The organism is Baekduia sp. Peel2402 (assembly GCF_052567285.1).
Map to the genome: position 1 here is coordinate 4098156 of NZ_CP199582.1, position 17793 is coordinate 4115948.

Annotated in this window: 20 protein-coding genes; 13 read left to right on the forward strand and 7 right to left on the reverse strand. The window is 69.6% G+C overall.

Translation table 11 applies throughout. From position 1 onward, the window contains the following. Positions 1-117: 117 nt before the first annotated feature. Genes ACT01A_RS20005 through ACT01A_RS20020 form a run of 4 tightly spaced genes read right to left on the reverse strand, consistent with a single transcriptional unit; the run spans position 118 to position 2090 of the window. The gene (locus ACT01A_RS20005; protein WP_445148861.1) at positions 118-486 is read right to left on the reverse strand and encodes a DUF3618 domain-containing protein; all 369 of its coding nucleotides are present in this window, start codon (positions 484-486) and stop codon (positions 118-120) included. Continuing rightward, complete coding sequence (locus ACT01A_RS20010; protein WP_445148862.1) at positions 483-923, reverse strand: phage holin family protein; 441 nt, start codon at positions 921-923, stop codon at positions 483-485. Before ACT01A_RS20010 ends, ACT01A_RS20005 begins: the two co-directional genes overlap by 4 nt. Before the next feature lie 10 nt (positions 924-933). Then, on the reverse strand, positions 934-1614 hold the full coding sequence (locus ACT01A_RS20015) for a type 1 glutamine amidotransferase (protein WP_445148863.1): 681 nt from the start codon (positions 1612-1614) through the stop codon (positions 934-936). Next, on the reverse strand, positions 1611-2090 hold the full coding sequence (locus tag ACT01A_RS20020) for a winged helix-turn-helix transcriptional regulator (protein WP_445148864.1): 480 nt from the start codon (positions 2088-2090) through the stop codon (positions 1611-1613). Before ACT01A_RS20020 ends, ACT01A_RS20015 begins: the two co-directional genes overlap by 4 nt. A 134-nt stretch (positions 2091-2224) precedes the next feature. On the opposite strand from ACT01A_RS20020, the gene ACT01A_RS20025 reads away from it, so the two are divergent. From ACT01A_RS20025 to rplL, 10 genes are all read left to right on the forward strand, one after another. Next, positions 2225-3850, forward strand: coding sequence for a circularly permuted type 2 ATP-grasp protein (locus tag ACT01A_RS20025; protein ID WP_445152851.1), 1626 nt, complete (start codon positions 2225-2227; stop codon positions 3848-3850). A 3-nt stretch (positions 3851-3853) separates the two neighbouring features. Further along, complete coding sequence (locus tag ACT01A_RS20030) at positions 3854-4822, forward strand: alpha-E domain-containing protein (protein ID WP_445148865.1); 969 nt, start codon at positions 3854-3856, stop codon at positions 4820-4822. Then, a complete protein-coding gene (locus ACT01A_RS20035; RefSeq protein ID WP_445148866.1) occupies positions 4819-5694 on the forward strand; it encodes a transglutaminase family protein in 876 nt (291 codons plus the stop codon). Before ACT01A_RS20030 ends, ACT01A_RS20035 begins: the two co-directional genes overlap by 4 nt. Before the next feature lie 169 nt (positions 5695-5863). Then, the gene (gene rpmG, locus ACT01A_RS20040; RefSeq protein WP_445152852.1) at positions 5864-6013 is read left to right on the forward strand and encodes a 50S ribosomal protein L33; all 150 of its coding nucleotides are present in this window, start codon (positions 5864-5866) and stop codon (positions 6011-6013) included. Between the two features lie 19 nt (positions 6014-6032). Then, positions 6033-6494: a preprotein translocase subunit SecE gene (gene secE, locus ACT01A_RS20045; RefSeq protein WP_445148867.1), complete on the forward strand. Its 462-nt coding sequence runs from the start codon at positions 6033-6035 to the stop codon at positions 6492-6494. A gap of 33 nt (positions 6495-6527) precedes the next feature. Then, complete coding sequence (gene nusG, locus ACT01A_RS20050; protein WP_272474283.1) at positions 6528-7049, forward strand: transcription termination/antitermination protein NusG; 522 nt, start codon at positions 6528-6530, stop codon at positions 7047-7049. A 62-nt stretch (positions 7050-7111) separates the two neighbouring features. After that, positions 7112-7534, forward strand: coding sequence for a 50S ribosomal protein L11 (gene rplK, locus ACT01A_RS20055; RefSeq protein WP_445148868.1), 423 nt, complete (start codon positions 7112-7114; stop codon positions 7532-7534). 2 nt (positions 7535-7536) lie between these two features. After that, positions 7537-8274: a 50S ribosomal protein L1 gene (gene rplA / locus ACT01A_RS20060; RefSeq protein ID WP_445148869.1), complete on the forward strand. Its 738-nt coding sequence runs from the start codon at positions 7537-7539 to the stop codon at positions 8272-8274. 88 nt (positions 8275-8362) lie between these two features. Next, positions 8363-9055, forward strand: a complete 693-nt coding sequence (rplJ, locus tag ACT01A_RS20065; protein WP_445148870.1) for a 50S ribosomal protein L10 — start codon at positions 8363-8365, stop codon at positions 9053-9055. A 5-nt stretch (positions 9056-9060) separates the two neighbouring features. Then, the gene (rplL, locus tag ACT01A_RS20070; protein WP_445148871.1) at positions 9061-9438 is read left to right on the forward strand and encodes a 50S ribosomal protein L7/L12; all 378 of its coding nucleotides are present in this window, start codon (positions 9061-9063) and stop codon (positions 9436-9438) included. A gap of 75 nt (positions 9439-9513) precedes the next feature. Here the strand turns inward: rplL and ACT01A_RS20075 are convergent, their stop codons facing one another. The 3 genes from ACT01A_RS20075 to ACT01A_RS20085 are packed head-to-tail and all read right to left on the reverse strand — an operon-like array spanning position 9514 to position 11341. Further along, positions 9514-10212, reverse strand: a complete 699-nt coding sequence (locus ACT01A_RS20075; RefSeq protein WP_445148872.1) for a M15 family metallopeptidase — start codon at positions 10210-10212, stop codon at positions 9514-9516. Then, positions 10206-10853 carry a zinc ribbon domain-containing protein gene (locus tag ACT01A_RS20080; RefSeq protein WP_445148873.1) on the reverse strand — a complete coding sequence of 216 codons (648 nt, stop codon included), beginning with the start codon at positions 10851-10853 and terminating at the stop codon, positions 10206-10208. Before ACT01A_RS20080 ends, ACT01A_RS20075 begins: the two co-directional genes overlap by 7 nt. Positions 10854-10855: 2 nt before the next feature. Further along, a complete protein-coding gene (locus ACT01A_RS20085) occupies positions 10856-11341 on the reverse strand; it encodes a DUF4282 domain-containing protein (RefSeq protein ID WP_445148874.1) in 486 nt (161 codons plus the stop codon). Positions 11342-11537: 196 nt separating this feature from the next. Here ACT01A_RS20085 and ACT01A_RS20090 point away from each other — a divergent pair, with 196 nt between their 5' ends. From ACT01A_RS20090 to rpoB, 3 genes are all read left to right on the forward strand, one after another. Continuing rightward, positions 11538-12431: a TerC family protein gene (locus ACT01A_RS20090; protein WP_445148875.1), complete on the forward strand. Its 894-nt coding sequence runs from the start codon at positions 11538-11540 to the stop codon at positions 12429-12431. Positions 12432-12491: 60 nt separating this feature from the next. Beyond that, positions 12492-13865 (forward strand): Vgb family protein, encoded by a 1374-nt coding sequence (locus tag ACT01A_RS20095; RefSeq protein ID WP_445148876.1) that lies wholly within the window; start codon positions 12492-12494, stop codon positions 13863-13865. A gap of 262 nt (positions 13866-14127) precedes the next feature. Beyond that, complete coding sequence (gene rpoB / locus ACT01A_RS20100; RefSeq protein WP_445148877.1) at positions 14128-17781, forward strand: DNA-directed RNA polymerase subunit beta; 3654 nt, start codon at positions 14128-14130, stop codon at positions 17779-17781. The last annotated feature ends 12 nt before the right edge of the window (positions 17782-17793 follow it).

The following is a 17793-nucleotide window of genomic DNA, read 5'->3' on the forward strand; positions in this document are numbered from 1 at the left end:
CTCCTGGTCGGAAGGTGACGGTGTTGGCGCGAACGTAACCCGCCGGGTCACCCTCATGTGGAGGACTTGTCCGATCTGCGTTGCTAAGCGCCTGCCGGCTGGCTCAGGCCGTGCCGGCTAGCGCCGCGACCAGACGATCCAGCCGACGACCACGCCGGCCGCGAACCCGCCGATGAGCGACACCGGGATCGGGTTCTGCTTGGCCTTGGTCGTCGCCGTCCCGGCGGCCTGCTGGGCGCCCGTCGCAACCGACTCCGGCGTGGCGTCGGAGGCCTTCTGCTTTGCGGCGTCGGCGGTGCCGGTCACCTTGGCCTTGGCGTCGTCGACCTTGTGGGTGAAGCGCGCCTTGGTCTCCTCGACCTTCTCGTGCGCGCGGGCCTTGACGTCGGCCTTCTCGGCCAGCGCCGCGGCCGTGTCGGCCAGCTCCTCGCGCGTGTGCTCGATGTCGGCCTTGATGTCGTCAGGCGTGCGGTCGGCCTCGCTCATCGGGTGGTCTCCTCGTGCTCGCGGTGGTGCCGGGCCTCGGCGACGTGCTCCTTCGTGTAGCGCACGTCCTCCTTGAGGGTCTCGACGGTCTGCTCGGGCATCGGGGGCACGGCCTTCTTGGCGCGCGCCTTGCCAGCCATCGCGAGGATCCCGGCGCCGGCGAAGAGCACGACGGCGACGATCAGCGCGGCCAGCCAGGGCGCGACGGCGGTCGCCAGCGCGAGGATCGCCGTGGCGACCAGCGCACCGACGCCGTACAGGGCGAAGAGGCCAGCGCCGCCGAACATCCCGGCGCCGATCCCGGCCTGCTTGCCCTTGGCGGTCAGCTCGACCTTGGCGAGCTCCAGCTCCTGGCGAACGAGGGTGGAGACCTGGGTCGACAGGTCCTTCACCAGCTCGCCGGTGGGGCGGTCCCGCAGGTGGTTGTCGTTGGTCATCACCTCCGGGCTACCCGGAGGTGGCACCCAAGAACGCGTCGAAGAGCGCGTAGGCGCGCAGGCGCGCGTCGGCGGCGTGGGCGTCGCCCTGGGCTTCGACCTCCGCGACCGTCGTCCCGGCGTTGTCCACCGACTCGGGATAGCCGGTCGCCCAGCTCATCGCGATCGCGGGCGTGACCTCGGGGTGGAACTGGACGCCGAGGTGCGGGCCGGTCCGGAACGCCTGGGGTGAGACCGGCGAGCGCGCCAGGAGCTCGGCGTCCGGCGGCACCGTGAACGCGTCGCGGTGCCACTGCAGGTAGCGGCCCGGTGGGACCACGGCGTCGTCGAGCGACTCGACCTCCAGCCAGCCAACCTCGGGGCGCGTCGCGCGGGTGACGGTGCCGCCCAGCGCGCGGGCGAGGTGCTGGCCGCCGAAGCAGATGCCGAGGATCGGGACGCCGAGGTCGAGGGCGCGGTCGATCACGGCGCGCTCGCGCGCGAGCCAGGGGACGGCGTCGTCGAAGGCGCTGGCCTCGGAGCCCAGGACGACGAGGAAGGGACGGCCCGAAGGATCCGGATCTCCGCCGTCCGCGGAGGCGCCGTGCCAGGCGAAGACCTCCAATTCGATCCCGCGCTCAGCGGCCCACTCGGCGAGGATCCCCGCGGGCGCGTCGGCCTCGTGCTCGAGGACCAGGGCGGGTCGGGTCACGCGACGGCGGCGGGCACCGGGATGCGAGCGCCGCCCGGACCGGGCGTGGCCTGCACGTCCTTCAGCTCGACTGCCTCGCCGCACGCCTTGCAGAAGCGGCGGTCGTCCAGCTCGCCACCGCAGTCCTTGTGCAGCAGCAGCATCGGCGGGCCGGCGGTCGGCGCCAGGTGCTTGTCGCCGAACTGCAGCAGTGCGACGATCGACGGCCACAGGTCGCGGCCCATCTCGGTCAGCCGGTACTCGTGGCGCAGCGGGCGCTCCTGGTAGGGGGCCTTCGTGAGGATCCCGGCCTCGACCAGGCGCTCCAGGCGGTCCTGCAAGACGTTGCGCGCGATGCCGAGGCGGTCAGCGAAGTCGCCGAAGCGGCGGACGCCGAGAAACGCGTCGCGGATGATCAAGAGCGTCCAGCGTTCGCCCACCAGCTCCAGCGTGCGGGCGACGGAGCACTGCTGTGATTCGTAGGTGCGGCCGAGCATCTGCGATCCATTCTAGCGCCGGTCGATAGCGTCACGCTACCCACTTTGAGTTCGACCGTGCGTACATCGAGGCCGGGTCCGATTTCGACTTCGGCCCATGGTGAATCGCGACAGTTGGGTACAGGATCGTCACCCTGTCCGACTTGGTCACCAACGACGCTGCGGCCTACCGGCCGCCCACCGGGTTCTACGACGAGGTCTTCGGACCCGACGGAGTCCCGCGGCCGCACGCGGTCTCGCTTGCGGCGGAGATCGCCCGGCTGGGCCCGCAGCTGCTCACCGCGGCGGGCCATCGGCGCGACGCGATCTTCGTCCAGCAGGGGATCACCTTCGATGCGACGGGGGAGGACGGCCCGGTCAAGGATCGTCCGTTCCCGCTGGATCTCGTGCCGCGGATCCTGCCGGCGGCCGAGTGGGATCACATCGAGCGCGGGCTGGCGCAGCGGATCCGCGCGCTGAACCGCTTCATCGACGACGTCTACCACGAGCGCGACATCGTCCGGGCCGGGATCGTGCCGTGGCGGCTGATCGTGTCGCGGTCGCACTTCGCCCGCGCCGCGCACGGCGTGCGGCCGCCGGGCGGCGTGTACTGCCACGTGGCCGGATGCGACCTCGTGCGCGACGCCGACGGGTCCTGGAAGGTCCTGGAGGACAACGTCCGCACGCCGTCGGGCATCTCCTACGTGTTGGAGAACCGGGTCGCGATGACACGCCTGGTGCCGCAGTTCTTCCAGCACCACCGCGTGCGGCCGGTCGACCACTACCCGCAGCTGCTGCTGGCGGGGCTGCGCAGCGTCGCGCCGTCCGCCGAGGACGAGGCGACCGTGGTCGTGTGGACGCCCGGGCCGATGAACTCCGCCTACTTCGAGCACGCGTTCCTGGCCCGGCAGATGGGCGTGGAGCTGGTCGAGGCGTCCGACCTCGTCGTGCGCGACGACGTCTTGTACATGCGCACGACGGCCGGACTGCGGCGCGTGCACGCGGTCTACCGGCGGCTGGACGACGACTTCGTCGACCCGCTCGAGTTCCGGCCTGACTCGCTGCTGGGCGTCCCGGGCCTGGTGCGCGCGTACCGCGCCGGGACGGTGGCGATCGCCAACGCGTTGGGCACGGGCGTGGCGGACGACAAGGCGGTCTACCACTACGTGCCGGAGATGATCCGGTTCTACCTGGGCGAGGAGCCGATCCTCGACAACGTCCAGACCTACATCATGAGCGACGACGCCCAGCGCGAGGCGGCGCTGGCGCGGCGCGCTGAGTTGGTGTTCAAGCCGACCGGCGAGTCCGGCGGCAAGGGCGTGTTCATCGGGCCGGCGACGCCGAAGGAGGCGCTCGACGGGCTGGCGGACGTGATCCGGGCGCACCCGGAGAAGTGGATCGCGCAGGAGGTGGTCAACCTGTCGACCGTCCCGACCGCGATGCCCGACGGGACGCTGGCGCCGCGCCACGTCGACCTGCGGCCGTTCGCGGTCTTCGGCGAGCAGATCCGGATCGTGCCCGGCGGGCTGACGCGCGTCGCGCTGCGCGAGGGGTCGATGATCGTCAACTCCTCCCAAGGCGGCGGGTCGAAGGACACGTGGGTGCTGGAGGAGGACGCGCCGGGCCAGGGGCCAGGTGCGAACGACACCCAGCTGCACGACATCGTCCCGACGACGATGCCCGGGCTGCGCTACGGCAGCGAGTGGCAGAACCAGCAGCAGCAACAGCAGCAGCTGCGCGCGGGCGTGGGTCAGCGCGACGCACGGCGGCGGAGGGTCTAGAGCATGTTGTCGCGGATCGCGCAGGAGCTGTTCTGGCTCGGTCGCAACGTCGCGCGCGCTGAGCACACGGCGCGCATGCTGGACGGCGTCTTCCAGGCGTCGTTGCAGGGGCGGCCGGACGATCCCGCGGGCGTGCGCCTGGGGTGGGGGTCGATCCTGGCGATCATGGGCGCGTCCTCCGACGGGCGGCCCGTGCGGCGCGACGACGTCTTGAACCGGCTGACGCTCGACCGCAGCGAGCCGGCGTCGGTGATCTCGTGCGTGTCACGTGCCCGCGAGGGCGCGCGGACGGTGCGCGACGTGATCTCCGCCGAGATGTGGGAGGCGATCAACACCACGCACTTGGCGCTCAGCGCGGGCGACCTGGAGGGCCGCATGCAGATGGGGCCCTACAGCGTGTTCCACTACATCAAGGAGCGCAGCGCGTTGTTCTGGGGGTTGAACTCCCGGACGATGCTGCGCGACGAGGCGCGCGCGTTCCTGGTCGCCGGCGGGCGGATCGAGGGCGCCGACATGGTGCTGCGGATGCTGCGCGTGGCGATGCCGGCGGGTGGGCGGGCCGACATCCCCGATGGGGAGAGCGGCGTTCGCGACGGCCAGGCGCTGGCGCTGCTGCAAGCGGTCGGCGGGTTCCAGGCGTTCCGGCGCGCGGTGCCCGCGCCGCCGAACGCGGGACCGGTGGCGCGGTTCCTGCTCTACGAGCGCGCCTATCCGGACAGCGTCGCCGCGTCGGTGGACGCCGTGCACGGCGCGCTGGTGGACGCCGACGAGGCGCCGCGCTCCTCCGAGCCGGTGCTGCGCCTGTCGCGCCTGGCCGCCGACCTGGAGTTCCGCGGCCGCGCCGCCGCCGAGGATGGCAACCTGGCCGAGGCGTCGTCGCTGGTCCAGAGCGAGCTGGCGCTGATCGACGCAGACATCGCCGAGCGCTACTTCGCGGGCGCGGGCGCGGCGGCCGGAACGGTGATCGCGTGAACTACGACATCCACTACCTGACCTCCTATCGCTACGAGGCGCCGGTCACCGACAACCTGAACGCCTTGCGCGTGCGGCCGGCGACGACGTCCAGCCAGCGCTGCGACGAGTTCCACGTCCGCCTGGATCCCGAGGCGCGGATCCACCGCCACGTCGACTACTTCGGGACCGAGGTGCTGGAGTTCGGTGTGGCCCGGCCCCACGATCACATGACGATCGACGTCCGCGCGCGCGTGGTGACCAGCGAGCCGCTGGAGGCGCCCGAGGCGCCGTGGGAGCACCTCGACGGCGACACCTACGCCGAGGCCGCGGGCGAGTTCCTCCTGCCGGGCGACGACGACCCCGACGACGAGGTGCTGGCCGACCTGCTGGACATCGCCCGCGCCCGCACGCCGCTGGCGACACTGCGCTGGCTCAACGAGCTGATCCCAGATCGCTTCGCCTACCAGCCCGGCGTCACCTACGTGGGCTCGACCGTCGAGGACCTCCTGGCCGCGGGCGCCGGCGTCTGCCAGGACTTCGTGCACCTCGCGCTGCTGCTGCTGCGCCGCCACGGCATCGCCGCCCGCTACGTCTCCGGCTACCTGTTCTCGGCCCCCGACGACGGCGGGACCGCCAGCGTCGAAGTCCAGACCCACGCCTGGCTGGAGGCGCTGCTGCCCGGCGTTGGCGGCCGCGGCGAGCCGATCTGGGTCGGCGCCGACCCCACCAACCGCCGCCTCGCGGGCGAGACCCACGTCAAGATCGGCCACGGCCGCAAGTACTCCGACGTCCCGCCGATCAAGGGCGTCTATCGCGGTCACGCAGGCGCCGAGCTCGACGCCTCGGTCCACATGACGCGCCTGGACCCGACCGCCTCGGCGCGGGCCTAGACAGCCCGGCAACGGTCCAGCCCCGAACGTCACTCCGTGGCGAGCGCGTCCGCGCTATCCTCCCTGGTCGACTCGCTCCGGGGCGAGTCTTACTTTTGCCCCGGGTCAGAGCGGGTTCGATCATCTTCATCAGACCTTTGCACGGGAGCCCGTTATGGCCCGCGGAGACGTGCGCATTGCAGTGACCCTCGCCTGTGAGGACTGCAAGCGGCGCAACTATCAGACCAATAAGAGCAAGCGCAACACGCCGGATCGCATCACGCTGCGCAAGTACTGCAAGTGGTGCCGTTGCCAGACCAGCCACCGGGAGACCCGCTAGGTCCCCTGGGTGCTTCCGCATGGCTTCTGACCGACAGAACGACCCGACGAACCCGTCGGACTCCACGCCCGAGGACCACGTCCCCGGGGAGCTGGAGCACGCCTCCGGCGAGGTCGACGAGTTCGAGGCCGCGGTTGCTGCGGGTGCCAATGGCACCCCAGACGCCGAGGACGACGAAGCTGAGCTCGAGCGCCGCATGGCCGAGCCGGTCGGCGACCTCGACGACGACGGTGACATCGACGAGGACGATCGCGCCCTCGCTCGCACCGGCGGCCGGCAGACGGCACATCCGCCTAAGGGCGGCCCGCGGTTCGTGCAGTTCCTGCGCGCTTCATGGGCCGAGCTGCAGCGCGTTCAGTGGCCCGACCGCCGGCAGGTCGCGCAGGCGACGTCAGTCGTCATCGGCTTCGTGATCGTCGCCGGCGCCTACCTCGGCGTCGCCGACTGGGCGGCTCAGAAGGTCGTCAACTTCATCATCTAGGAGTAGGGCCCACCCGCCCGGATCTCTCACTTCATGTATCGCTGGTACGTCGTCAACACCTACTCCGGGCACGAGAACAAGGTCAAGTCCAACCTTGAGCATCGCGCGTCCTCTCTTGGGCAGCGCCGTGCGATTCGTTCCGTGGTCGTCCCTACCGAAACCGTCTCCGAGATGAAGGACGGTCAGAAGGAGACCAAGGAGAAGCGGACGATGCCCGGCTACGTGCTGGTGAACATGGACCTCAACGAGGACTCGTGGCAGCTCGTCAAGGGCACGCCCGGGGTCACCGGCTTCGTCGGCGCCTCCAACGAGCCCGTTCCGCTCACCCAGCCCGAGGTCGATCGCCTGCTGCACCGCGAGGTCGCGCAGAAGGTCGCCACCAAGGCCCAGTTCTCCATTGGCGAGTCCGTCAAGGTCATCTCGGGTCCCCTCTCCGACTTCTCTGGCGAGATCTCGGAGATCAACCAGGACGCGCAGAAGCTCAAGGTCCTGGTATCCATCTTCGGTCGAGAGACACCCGTAGAGGTGGGCTTCGACCAAGTGAAGAAGATTTAGTCACACACAACGCCACATGAACCGCGCCGTGGCCAACGGAGGCGGGAGGCGGAAGGACAGACATGGCCAAGAAGGTCCTCACCCAGATCAAGTTGCAAGCTGTTGGCGGCCAGGCGTCGCCGGCGCCGCCCGTCGGCCCCGCGCTCGGTCAGCACGGCATCAACATCATGGAGTTCTGCAAGGCGTTCAACGCGCAGACCCAGCAGGACTCCGGCACGGTGATCCCGGTCGTGATCACGGTCTACGAAGACCGCTCGTTCACGTTCGTCACCAAGACGCCGCCCGCCGCGGTGCTCATCAAGCAGGCGATCAACCTCGACAAGGGGTCGGGCGAGCCGCACCGCAACAAGGTCGGCAAGATCACCAAGGATCAGATCCGCGCGATCGCCGAGAAGAAGTTCAACGACCTGAACGCGAACGATCTCGATCAGGCCGGCAAGATCATCGAGGGCACCGCCCGCAGCATGGGCGTGGAGGTCGTCTAGCCATGGCCAAGCACGGCAAGAACTACAACGAGACCAAGGCGCAGATCGACCGCGAGCGCGAGTACGCGCCCGCCGAGGCGATCGCGCTGGTCAAGTCGCTCAAGCGCGCGAAGTTCGACGAGTCCGTCGAGATCCACGTGCGCACGGGCCTGAACGTCCGTCACGCCGACGAGCAGCTGCGCGGCACGATCGCGCTGCCCAACGGCCTCGGCAAGGACGTCAAGATCGCGGTCTTCGCCCGCGGCCCGAAGGCTGACGAGGCCACGGCCGCCGGTGCTGATGTCGTCGGCGCCGACGATCTCGCCAAGAAGATCGAGGAAGGCTTCATGGACTTCGACGTCGCCATCGCGACGCCGGACATGATGCCGATCGTCGGCCGCCTCGGCCGCATCCTCGGCCCGTCGGGCAAGATGCCGAACCCGAAGGTCGGCACGGTCACGATGGACGTGGCCAAGGCCGTCGAGGAGTCGAAGTCCGGCAAGGTCGAGTACCGCACCGACCGGACCGCGATCGTCCACCTGAACATCGGCAAGACCAGCTTCGACGAGCGCCAGTTGCTCGAGAACTACGCCGCCGTGATCGAGGAGCTCATCCGCGCGAAGCCCTCGGCGGCCAAGGGTCGTTACCTGCGCACGATCACCATCGCTTCGACGATGGGACCGGGCATCAAGGTCGACTCGTCCCGTACCCGCGACATCCTCGGACTGGAGAGTGGTGAGACCGCGGCCCAGGCCGCGTAATCACGCTCGACATCCGAGGCCGTCCTGAGACCGCCGGCGGCGCACGTGATCGCGGATCGCGTGTGCGCAAGCCCGGCAGAGGAGGCCCGTGAACAGGGACCAGAAAGCAGCAGCGGTCGCAGAGATCGCTGATCAGATCAAGGAGTCGCAGGCGGTCTTCGCCGTCGACTACCGCGGCATCACGGTGGCCCAGGTCGCCGAGCTGCGCGGGAAGCTGCGCGACTCCGACGCGACGTTCCGCGTCGTCAAGAACACGCTCACCGAGCGTGCGGCTGATGCTGCCGACGCCGAGGCGCTGAAGAGCGTCCTGGAGGGCCCGACGGCCCTGACGTTCGTCCGCGGTGACGCGGCCGCCGCCGCGAAGGCGATCGCTGACTTCCAGAAGGCCACCGGCGGCGAGCTGCTGCCGTTCAAGGGCGGCCTGATGGAGGGCGAGGCGGTCGACGCCGCGCAGATCACCGCCATCTCCAAGCTCCCGTCGCGCCAGGTCCTTTACGGCCAGCTCGTCGGGCTCGTCGCCTCGCCGATCACCGGCCTGGCCCGGACGCTCAACCAGCTCGTCGGCGGCCTCGCCGTCGCCCTGGGTGGCGTTCTGGAGAAGAAGGAGAGCGGGGAGATCCCGTCCGGCGAGGCGCCTGCGCCCGCCGCCGCTCCGGCCGCTGAGGCCGAGGCACCGTCGGAGGAGCCGGCCGCTGAGGCCGAGGCGCCCGCCGACGACACCAACAACTCGGAGGATCCCGCCGAGGGTCCCGACAACACCGAAGAGACCCAGGAGGGCTAACAGTTATGGCTACCAGCACCGCAGAGTGGATTGAAGAGCTCAAGGGCATTTCCGTGCTCGAGCTCGCCGAGCGCATCAAGGCGCTCGAAGAGGAGTTCGGCGTGTCCGCGTCGGCCGCCGTGGCGGTCGCCCCGGCCGGTGGCGGCGGCGAGGCCGCGGCCGAGGAGGAGTCCTCCACGGTCGACGTCATCCTGACCGGCGCCGGCGACAAGAAGATCCAGGTCATCAAGGTCGTGCGTGCCGCGACCGGCCTGGGCCTGAAGGAGGCCAAGGCGCTCGTCGACGAGGCTCCCAAGCCCGTCAAGGAAGGCATCGAGCGCGACGAGGCCGACAAGCTCAAGCAGGAGCTCGAGGAGGCCGGCGCCTCCGTCGAGGTCAAGTAGCTCGGCCGCGGGCCTTCGCCCGCACGCAGCATCGCTTCACCGAAGGGCGTCCCGCAAGGGGCGCCCTTCGTCGTTCTAGGTGCCGTTCGCGCTGAAGTGCTGGTAGTCGGTCGGGCCCGGCCAGTTGCCGCCCCAGCCCCAGCCTGCCTTCGCGAACGCGCGCACGAGCGCGCCGCCCTTGTAGGCCATGCCCTTGCGATGGTTGGAGCGGTCGAGGTACGGCCGCGACTTGGCGTGCGTCGTCGTCCCGTTGGTGTACACGTACGGGTTCTCGATGGTGTTGACGTCGACGGCGCGGCCGTAGGCGTGCTGGGACCATCGCGTCGCACCCGTCGCACGGCGGCAGTTGAAGGCGGAGGTGTTGTCGGCCTCGATCGAGGCGTAGTCCGACGCGTCGTAGCGGTCGACCAGGTGCATCCGCCGGATCGGGAAGCGCTGGGCGTACAAGTAGGCGAACGCGGTGCGCATCGCCGCGACGGCATCGGCGTTGACGACCAGCTCGCCGCGGTGCGGGCGGCCGTCGAAGCCGAAGTAGCCGATGCGCAGGTAGCGCAGCTGGTCCAGCGACACCGGGCAGCCCGGTCGCCACGACGACCCGTTGAGGCGGTGGCGCTGGGCGGTCGTCAGGCGGTGCGCGCTGAAGGTGAAGGCGGCGGCCGCGGTGGCGTCCGCGCGGGCGGCGGCCGGAGCAGCGGCGGTGGCCGGCGTCGTCAACGTCGCGGGCGCGAGCGCGGCGGCGACCACGCACGCGGCGAGGGTCCGGCCGGTCAGCATCGGCGCAGCGTGATCGATCGCGACTTCAGGCCCGGCCCCTTCACGTACACGTTGGTGACGTACCCGCCCTGCGTCGTGCGCGACCACACCGAGCTCGTCACGCCCAGCGCCGACGACCGCACCGGATCGCCGCGCAGCTGGCAGCTGAGCCGCAGCGCATCGCCCTCGTCCAGCCGCCGCAGCTCGGCGCTGTCTGACGACGGCGAAGCCCGCACCGACAAGTGGCAGTCCCCACCGACACCGCCCCGCCCGCACGTCCGCGCGACTGTTGCCGCCACCGACCGCGGCTCCTCGGGCTCCGCGTCGGGCTCGGGCTCCGTCTCGGTCGTGGTCTCCGGCTCCGGCACCGTCTCGACCGTCGCCGGGGCGGGCATCGGCGGTGGCGCGGTGACCGTCGGGCGCGCGGGCAGCTCGACCCTCGCGACCTCGGCATGGCCGCCGATCACGCCGGTCAGCGCGAGGACCCCGACGACCACCGCCGCCACGAGCAGGACGCCCCCGCCGACGAGCAGACCACTCGGCGACCCGGATGGCGGCGTGGGAGGCGCAGCGGGCGCCGTCCCCTCCGTCAGCCGCGTCCCGCAGGCCTCGCAGAACGCCGCGTCCGGCTCGGTCTTCGCTCCGCAGTGCGGGCAGAACATCGTCAGTCGAGCTGGTGCCCGCAGGAGCGGCAGAACCGTGCGCCGGGCGTCGTCGGTGCGCCGCAGTTCGGGCAGGACGCCGCGATGGCGGCCGCCGTCGTCGGCGCCTCAGGCCCGGGTGGCGCCGGCGATGCGGGCCCGGCGGCCGGCGCGCCGCCACCATCGCCACCGAGCCAGCCGGCGGCCGTGAAGGCCTGGCGCTGTAGCTCGCCCTGGTCGCGCAGCAGCTCGCCGATCCGGAAGACCTGGATGATGAACTCCAGGATCACCCGCGTGTAGATGATGTACAACAGCGCGCCGAGTGGCGCGCCGATGACCAGCATGAACAGGCCCAGCCCGGCGCTCTCCTCGAAGCCGGCGACCACGAACACCAGCGCGGTGATCGCGATCACGACCAGCGACAGGACGTAGAGGACCTTGATGAGCTTGGTCGTGACGAAGCTCGTGAATGAGATGTCGAACAGACTGCTGAAAAACCCTCGCTCCATAGGGTCGTAGCCAACCACAAAACGGAGTGGCCGGTGCTTGATACCCTTTGCGGCGTCGAAGGGAAGTAGCCCGACGGCGCGTTCTCGTCAGCACGGTCCAAACAGCTCCCTATGAGCCAGGGCCCGGGGCGCGCGGCCTCTCAGGAGGCGGTCAAACCTTCGCGGATCACCGACCCGCGAAAGGAACCGCCCCAACATGAAGTGGATCGTCCTCATCGGCGCGCTGCTCGTCCTGCTGTCGTTCGACCTCTGGCTGGCTCGCCGCGAGAGCAAGGGCGCCGGGATGAGCGTCCGCAAGGCCACGCTGCAATCAATCGGCTGGCTGATCATCGCGCTCGGCTTCGGCGCGGGCATGATCATCGCCTTCGGCGGCCGCGACGCCGGCCTCTACTTCGCCGGCTTCCTGGTGGAGAAGTCGCTGTCGCTGGACAACGTCTTCGTCTTCTTGCTGATCCTCACGAGCTTCGGCATCCCCGAGGTCGAGCGCCACCGCCTGCTGACCTGGGGCATCGTCGCCGCGCTCGTGCTGCGCGGCATCTTCATCGCCGTCGGCGCGACCGCGCTGCACCACGCCTCGTGGATCTCCTACCTGTTCGCCGCGCTGCTGGTCTGGACCGGCTGGCGGATGTACCAGCACCGCCACGACAGCGCGGGGGAGACCGCGTTCGTCGAGAAGCTCAAGGCGCGGCTGCCGAACCTGTCGATCGCCACCGCCGCGGTCGCGGCGCTGGTCATCGCCGACATCGTGTTCGCGATCGACTCGGTCCCGTCGATCCTGGCGATCACCGACGACGCGTTCATCGTCTTCGCCGCCAACGCCTTCGCCCTGCTGGGCCTGGCGCCGCTGTTCTTCCTGGTCGCTGACCTGGTCGAGCGCCTCTACTACTTGAAGACCGCGCTGGCGGCGCTGCTGGTGTTGATCGGGATCAAGATGGCCGCGGGCGAGCTGTGGGGCAAGCTCGGCCCGGAGATCTCGCTGCCGGCGATCGCGCTCGTCCTGGGCACCGGCGTCGTGGCCTCGCTGCTGCGCGACCGGCGGATCGCCCGGGAGCGCGCGGCGGAGGTCGACGCCGCGCCCACCCCGGCGTAGCGGACGCCGTCCGGCCAAGAGCCTTGACATGGTGGAGCCTGCTGAGCAGGCTCCACCGCCATGTCACGGTCCAGCCGTCTCGCCCTCGCGGGCCTCGCCTGCGCGCTCGCGCTCGTCCCCGCCGCCGCTCGCGCGGAGGTCGTGGAGCCGCCGGTCGCGCTGGCCAGCGGCGGCAACGGGATCACGGCCGGCGCGGACGGCAACGTCTACGTCGTCGAGACCTTCAACCAGTCGGTGGCGGTCCTGTCGCCGACCGGGCAGATGATCCGGCGCGTGACCTTGCCCGGCGCGGCCGGGACGGCGACGTCGGCGGCGCTCGGCCCCGACGGCCGCGTCTGGGTGGCGATAGGCACGGGCGCCGGCAAGGGCTTCCAGAAGATCGACACGAGCGGCGGCGTCACGCCGCAGGTGACGTCGCAGACCTGCGGCCCGGTCGGCATGGCGAAATTCAACGACACGCGGATGCTCTTCACCGCGCCTGATCCCGCGGACGCGTGCGGCGCGAGCCACGGCCTGGGCGGCGTCAACGGCGACGGCAGCCAGCTTGAGGCCTTCCCGACGAACGAGGACGCCTACGACTTGGTCTTCGCCCTGGGCAAGGCGTTCGTCCCGGACTACGACGGCAACGTCGTGCGGCGTTACAGCTTGCCGGGCAACGGCGCCTGGGGTGCGGCCGAAGCGACGTTCCCGATCCCGGTCGCATCGGGCGCGCAGGGCATCGAGCTCGGTGCCGACAACAACCTCTACGTCACGATGTTCAACTCGGGCAACGTCGTCCGGATCGATCCCTTCGCGTCCAGCGGGACGAACGCCCAGATCGTCGCGTCGAACCTGACGAACCCCTTCGGGATGGCCGTCGGCGCCGACGGCGCGGTCTACGTCGCCTCGAAGGACGCGCGCATCCTGCGGATCGCGCAGGACGGCAGCCAGCGCTTCATCGCCCTGCCCGCGGGCTTCGCGGCCCAGCAGGTGGCCAAGGTCGGCAACGACATCTGGGTGACCGACAACAACAACGCGCGGGTGATCCGGATCCGCAACGCCGGCCTGCCGGAGCCCCAGCCGCCCGTCGTCACGCCGCCCGTCACGACCCCGCCGGTCATCCCGCCCGTGACGACCAAGCCGATCGCCAAGCCCAAGGTCGCCGACGTCGTCTCGCTGGCCTCGCCGAAGAAGTGCCTGTCCAAGCGGCGCCTGACCCTCACCGTCCGCAAGCCCAAGTCCGGCGCGGCGAAGGTCAGCTCGATCAAGGTCACGATCGGCAAGGGCAAGGCCAAGACCTACACCGCCAAGAAGCTCAAGGTCCCGGTGACACTGACCGGCCTGCCGAAGGGGACCTTCAAGGTCAAGCTGTCGGTCAAGCTCAGCGACGGCAAGACGCTGACCGAGACGCGCACCTACAAGACCTGCGCGACGAAGGCCAAGAAGAAGCGTTGAGCCGAACGGGCATCGGGCAAACCTGGCGGCCGTCGCATTCCACCGCTACACTGCCGCCCGTCGGCCAATAGTCGCAGCCGCCCGAATTCGCATCCCGCGCCACATACGCGGGGGCCAGGGCGGGGTCCGTGAGCGCTGACTGCCCCGCGACCGGGGTCCGCTTCGGCCTGTGCTAGATTGGCAGGTCGCGTCTCTGCGCCAGCCTGGCTGCTAAGACGCGCCCTCCCAGTTTGCCCGCCTCCACCCCTGAGGAGTCGCCGTAGTGCCTGCCCTCGACGCCACCCGGACGCGCCGCAGCTTTGCGCGCCTGGACAAGGTCCTTGACCTTCCGAACCTGATTGACATCCAGCGCCGCTCTTTCGAGTGGCTCGTGGATCCGGAGACCGGCGGTCTCCGCGAAACGATCGACGACATCTCGCCGATCGAGGATTACACCGGCCATCTGGCCGTCAACTTCGGCGACTTCGTCTTCGACGCGCCGCCGAACTCGATCGCCGAGTGCCGCGAGAAGGACCTCACCTTCTCCCGTCCGCTCACCGTCACGGTCGCGTTCATCAACCACGAGACGGGCGAGATCCGCGAGCAGTCGGTCTTCATGGGTGACTTCCCGTGGATGACCGAGCGCGGCACGTTCATCATCAACGGCACGGAGCGCGTCGTCGTGACGCAGCTCGTCCGCTCGCCCGGCGCCTACATCATGGAGGCGAAGGACCGCGAGAAGCAGGTCTTCACCGCCAACCTGATGCCGGCCCGCGGCTCGTGGCTGGAGATGGAGATCGACAAGAAGGGCAAGGTCTTCGTCCGCATCGACCGCAAGCGCAAGCTGCCGGTCACGGTCCTCCTGCGCGCCATGGCGTACAACCCGGAGACCGACGCCGACGTCGAGGAGTCCCACGAGGACATCGAGAAGCTCGACACCGAGCTGGCCGCCCTCTTCGAGAACTCGCTCTACATCCGCAACACGATCGAGAGCGATCCGGAGCCGACGAAGACCAAGAAGGGCGCGCTCATCGAGCTCTTCAAGAAGCAGCGTCCGGGCGAGCCGCCGTCGGTTGACGCCGCCTACGCGCTGCTCAACCAGCTCTTCTTCGACCCCAAGCGCTACGACCTGACCCGCGTCGGTCGCTACAAGCTCAACGCGCGCCTGGGCCTCGACATCGACCTCGAGACCCGCACGCTCACGCACGACGACATCCACGCGCTCGTCCGCGAGCTCATCAGCCTCCCCAAGCTCCTCGGCATCCCCGAGGACGGCGAGGTCGAGATCAAGGACTACGCGGCTGAGGCCAACGCCATGCCGCGCGAGCCGATCGCCGATCGCCTCGACGAGTACGAGCACTTCGGCAACCGTCGCCTGCGCACGGTCGGCGAGCTGATCCAGGAGGCGTTCCGGATCGGCCTCTACCGCATGGAGCGCGTCGTCCGCGAGCGCCTCACGACGGAGGACGAGGACACGATCACGCCGCAGACGATCGTCAACATTCGCCCGGTCGTCGCCGCGCTGAAGGAGTTCTTCGGCTCGTCGCAGCTGTCGCAGTTCATGGACCAGACGAACTCGCTGTCCGGCCTGACGCACCGCCGGCGCTTGAGCGCCCTCGGCGCGGGCGGCCTGACCCGCGAGCGCGCGCCCATCGAGGTCCGCGACGTCCACCCGACGCACTACGGCCGCATGTGCCCGATCGAGACCCCTGAGGGTCCGAACATCGGCCTCATCGGCTCGCTGTCCTCCTACGCGCAGGTCTCCGAGCACGGCTTCGTCACCACGCCTTACCGCGTGATCGAGGACGGCACGGTCACCGACAAGCTCGTGCACCTGGACGCCACCCAGGAGGAGCAGCGCCTGATCGCGCAGGCCAACCAGCCGATCGACCCCAAGACGGGCAAGCTGAAGGGCCCCGAGGTCCTCTGCCGCACCCTGGCCGGCCAGTACGTCACGGTCAGCCCGAAGGACGTCGACCTGATGGACGTCTCGCCCGAGCAGATCTGGTCGGTCGCCACGGCGATGATCCCGTTCCTCGAGCACGACGACGCCAACCGCGCGTTGATGGGCTCCAACATGCAGCGCCAGGCAGTGCCGCTCCTTAAGACCGACGCCCCTGTCGTGGGCACCGGCATGGAGCGTCGCGCCGCCATGGACACGGGCGACCTCGTCATCGCGCTGCACGACGGCACGATCGCCTACGTCGACGCCGAGCAGATCGTCGTCGAGCACGCTGAGGGCAAGGACGAGCACGAGCTCCAGAAGTTCATGCGCTCCAACCAGGGCACGCTCATCCACCAGAAGCCGCTCGTCACGACCGGCCAGCAGGTGAAGGCCGGAGACCTCCTCGCGGACGGCTCCGCCTCGGACAAGGGCGACATGGCCCTGGGCAAGAACCTGATGGTCGCCTTCATGTCCTGGGAGGGCTACAACTTCGAGGACGCGATCATCCTCTCGAAGCGCCTGGTCAAGGACGACGAGCTCACCTCGATCCACATCGAGGAGTACGAGATCGACGCTCGCACGACGAAGCTGGGCGACGAGGAGATCACGCGCGACATCCCGAACCGCTCGGAGGAGTCGCTGCGCAACCTCGACGACCGCGGCATCGTCCGCATCGGCGCCGAGGTCGGCTCCGGCGATCTGCTGGTGGGCAAGGTCACGCCGAAGGGCGAGACCGAGCTGACCGCGGAGGAGAAGCTGATCCGCGCGATCTTCAAGGAGAAGGCACGCGAGGTCCGCGACACGTCGCTGAAGGTCCCGCACGGTGAGGGTGGCGTCGTCATCGACGTCATGACCTTCTCGCGCGAGAACGGCGACGACCTGCCGCCGGGCGTCAACGACCTCGTCCGCGTGTTCGTCGCCAAGAAGCGCAAGATCTCCGAGGGCGACAAGCTCGCCGGCCGCCACGGCAACAAGGGCGTCATCTCGAAGATCGTCGACGAGCAGGACATGCCGTTCCTCGAGGACGGCACGCCGGTCGACGTCATCCTCAACCCGCTGGGCGTTCCGTCCCGCATGAACGTCGGCCAGATCCTGGAGACCCACCTCGGGTGGGCCGCCGCACAGGGCTGGTTCGACGACGAGGAGAAGGGCTTCAAGTACGGCGAGAAGGTCTACACCGCCACCCCGGTGTTCGACGGTGCCTCCCTGGAGGACGTCGACAACGCGCTGGTGCGTTGGCAGGAGGACCACAAGAAGTACGGCGGCAAGATCAACATGGACGTGGACACGAGCCGCGTCCCGGGCCGTCAGGCCACCGGCAAGTTCCAGCTCTTCAACGGCCGCACCGGCGAGCCGTTCGAGGAGACGGTGACCGTCGGCTACATGTACATCTTGAAGCTGCTGCACCTCGTGGACGACAAGATCCACGCGCGCTCCACCGGCCCGTACTCGCTGGTCACCCAGCAGCCGCTGGGCGGCAAGGCGCAGTTCGGCGGCCAGCGCTTCGGCGAGATGGAGGTGTGGGCCCTCGAGGCCTATGGCGCCGCCTACACGCTGCAGGAGATGCTGACGATCAAGTCCGACGACACCGTCGGGCGCGTGAAGGCCTACGAGGCCATCGTCAAGGGCGAGAACATCGCCGAGCCGTCGATCCCCGAGTCCTTCAAGGTGCTCCTCAAGGAGATGCAGTCGCTGGCGCTTGACGTCAACGTCGTCTCCGAAGAGGGCCAGCGCGCCGAGATGGCCGACGAGGACGACGACCTGCTGCGCGCCGCCGAGGAGCTCGGCATCGACCTCTCTGGCGTTCGCGCTGGCGACGGTCAGGCCGCCGATGAGGCGGTCGAGGGCAGCGACGACACGGATGCCTCCGATGGCGCAGAGGCCACCGGCGAAGCCGACACCGACGAGGTCGCACCGGACCTTGAGGTGGATGGCGAGATCGACCTGGGCGACATCCCTGAGGACGTCGCACCGGTCGAGGACGAGGCGTAGGACCGAGAGAGA

Excerpts from the sequence above, each read along its gene's own strand:
- ACT01A_RS20005 (WP_445148861.1), bottom strand. The coding sequence starts at position 486 with ATGAGCGAGGCCGACCGCACGCCTGACGACATCAAGGCCGACATCGAG.
- ACT01A_RS20010 (WP_445148862.1), bottom strand. The coding sequence starts at position 923 with ATGACCAACGACAACCACCTGCGGGACCGCCCCACCGGCGAGCTGGTG.
- ACT01A_RS20020 (WP_445148864.1), bottom strand. The coding sequence starts at position 2,090 with ATGCTCGGCCGCACCTACGAATCACAGCAGTGCTCCGTCGCCCGCACG.
- ACT01A_RS20030 (WP_445148865.1), top strand. The coding sequence starts at position 3,854 with ATGTTGTCGCGGATCGCGCAGGAGCTGTTCTGGCTCGGTCGCAACGTC.
- secE (WP_445148867.1), top strand. The coding sequence starts at position 6,033 with ATGGCTTCTGACCGACAGAACGACCCGACGAACCCGTCGGACTCCACG.
- nusG (WP_272474283.1), top strand. The coding sequence starts at position 6,528 with ATGTATCGCTGGTACGTCGTCAACACCTACTCCGGGCACGAGAACAAG.
- rplK (WP_445148868.1), top strand. The coding sequence starts at position 7,112 with ATGGCCAAGAAGGTCCTCACCCAGATCAAGTTGCAAGCTGTTGGCGGC.
- rplA (WP_445148869.1), top strand. The coding sequence starts at position 7,537 with ATGGCCAAGCACGGCAAGAACTACAACGAGACCAAGGCGCAGATCGAC.
- rplL (WP_445148871.1), top strand. The coding sequence starts at position 9,061 with ATGGCTACCAGCACCGCAGAGTGGATTGAAGAGCTCAAGGGCATTTCC.
- ACT01A_RS20075 (WP_445148872.1), bottom strand. The coding sequence starts at position 10,212 with ATGCTGACCGGCCGGACCCTCGCCGCGTGCGTGGTCGCCGCCGCGCTC.
- ACT01A_RS20080 (WP_445148873.1), bottom strand. The coding sequence starts at position 10,853 with ATGTTCTGCCCGCACTGCGGAGCGAAGACCGAGCCGGACGCGGCGTTC.
- ACT01A_RS20085 (WP_445148874.1), bottom strand. The coding sequence starts at position 11,341 with ATGGAGCGAGGGTTTTTCAGCAGTCTGTTCGACATCTCATTCACGAGC.
- ACT01A_RS20090 (WP_445148875.1), top strand. The coding sequence starts at position 11,538 with ATGAAGTGGATCGTCCTCATCGGCGCGCTGCTCGTCCTGCTGTCGTTC.
- ACT01A_RS20095 (WP_445148876.1), top strand. The coding sequence starts at position 12,492 with ATGTCACGGTCCAGCCGTCTCGCCCTCGCGGGCCTCGCCTGCGCGCTC.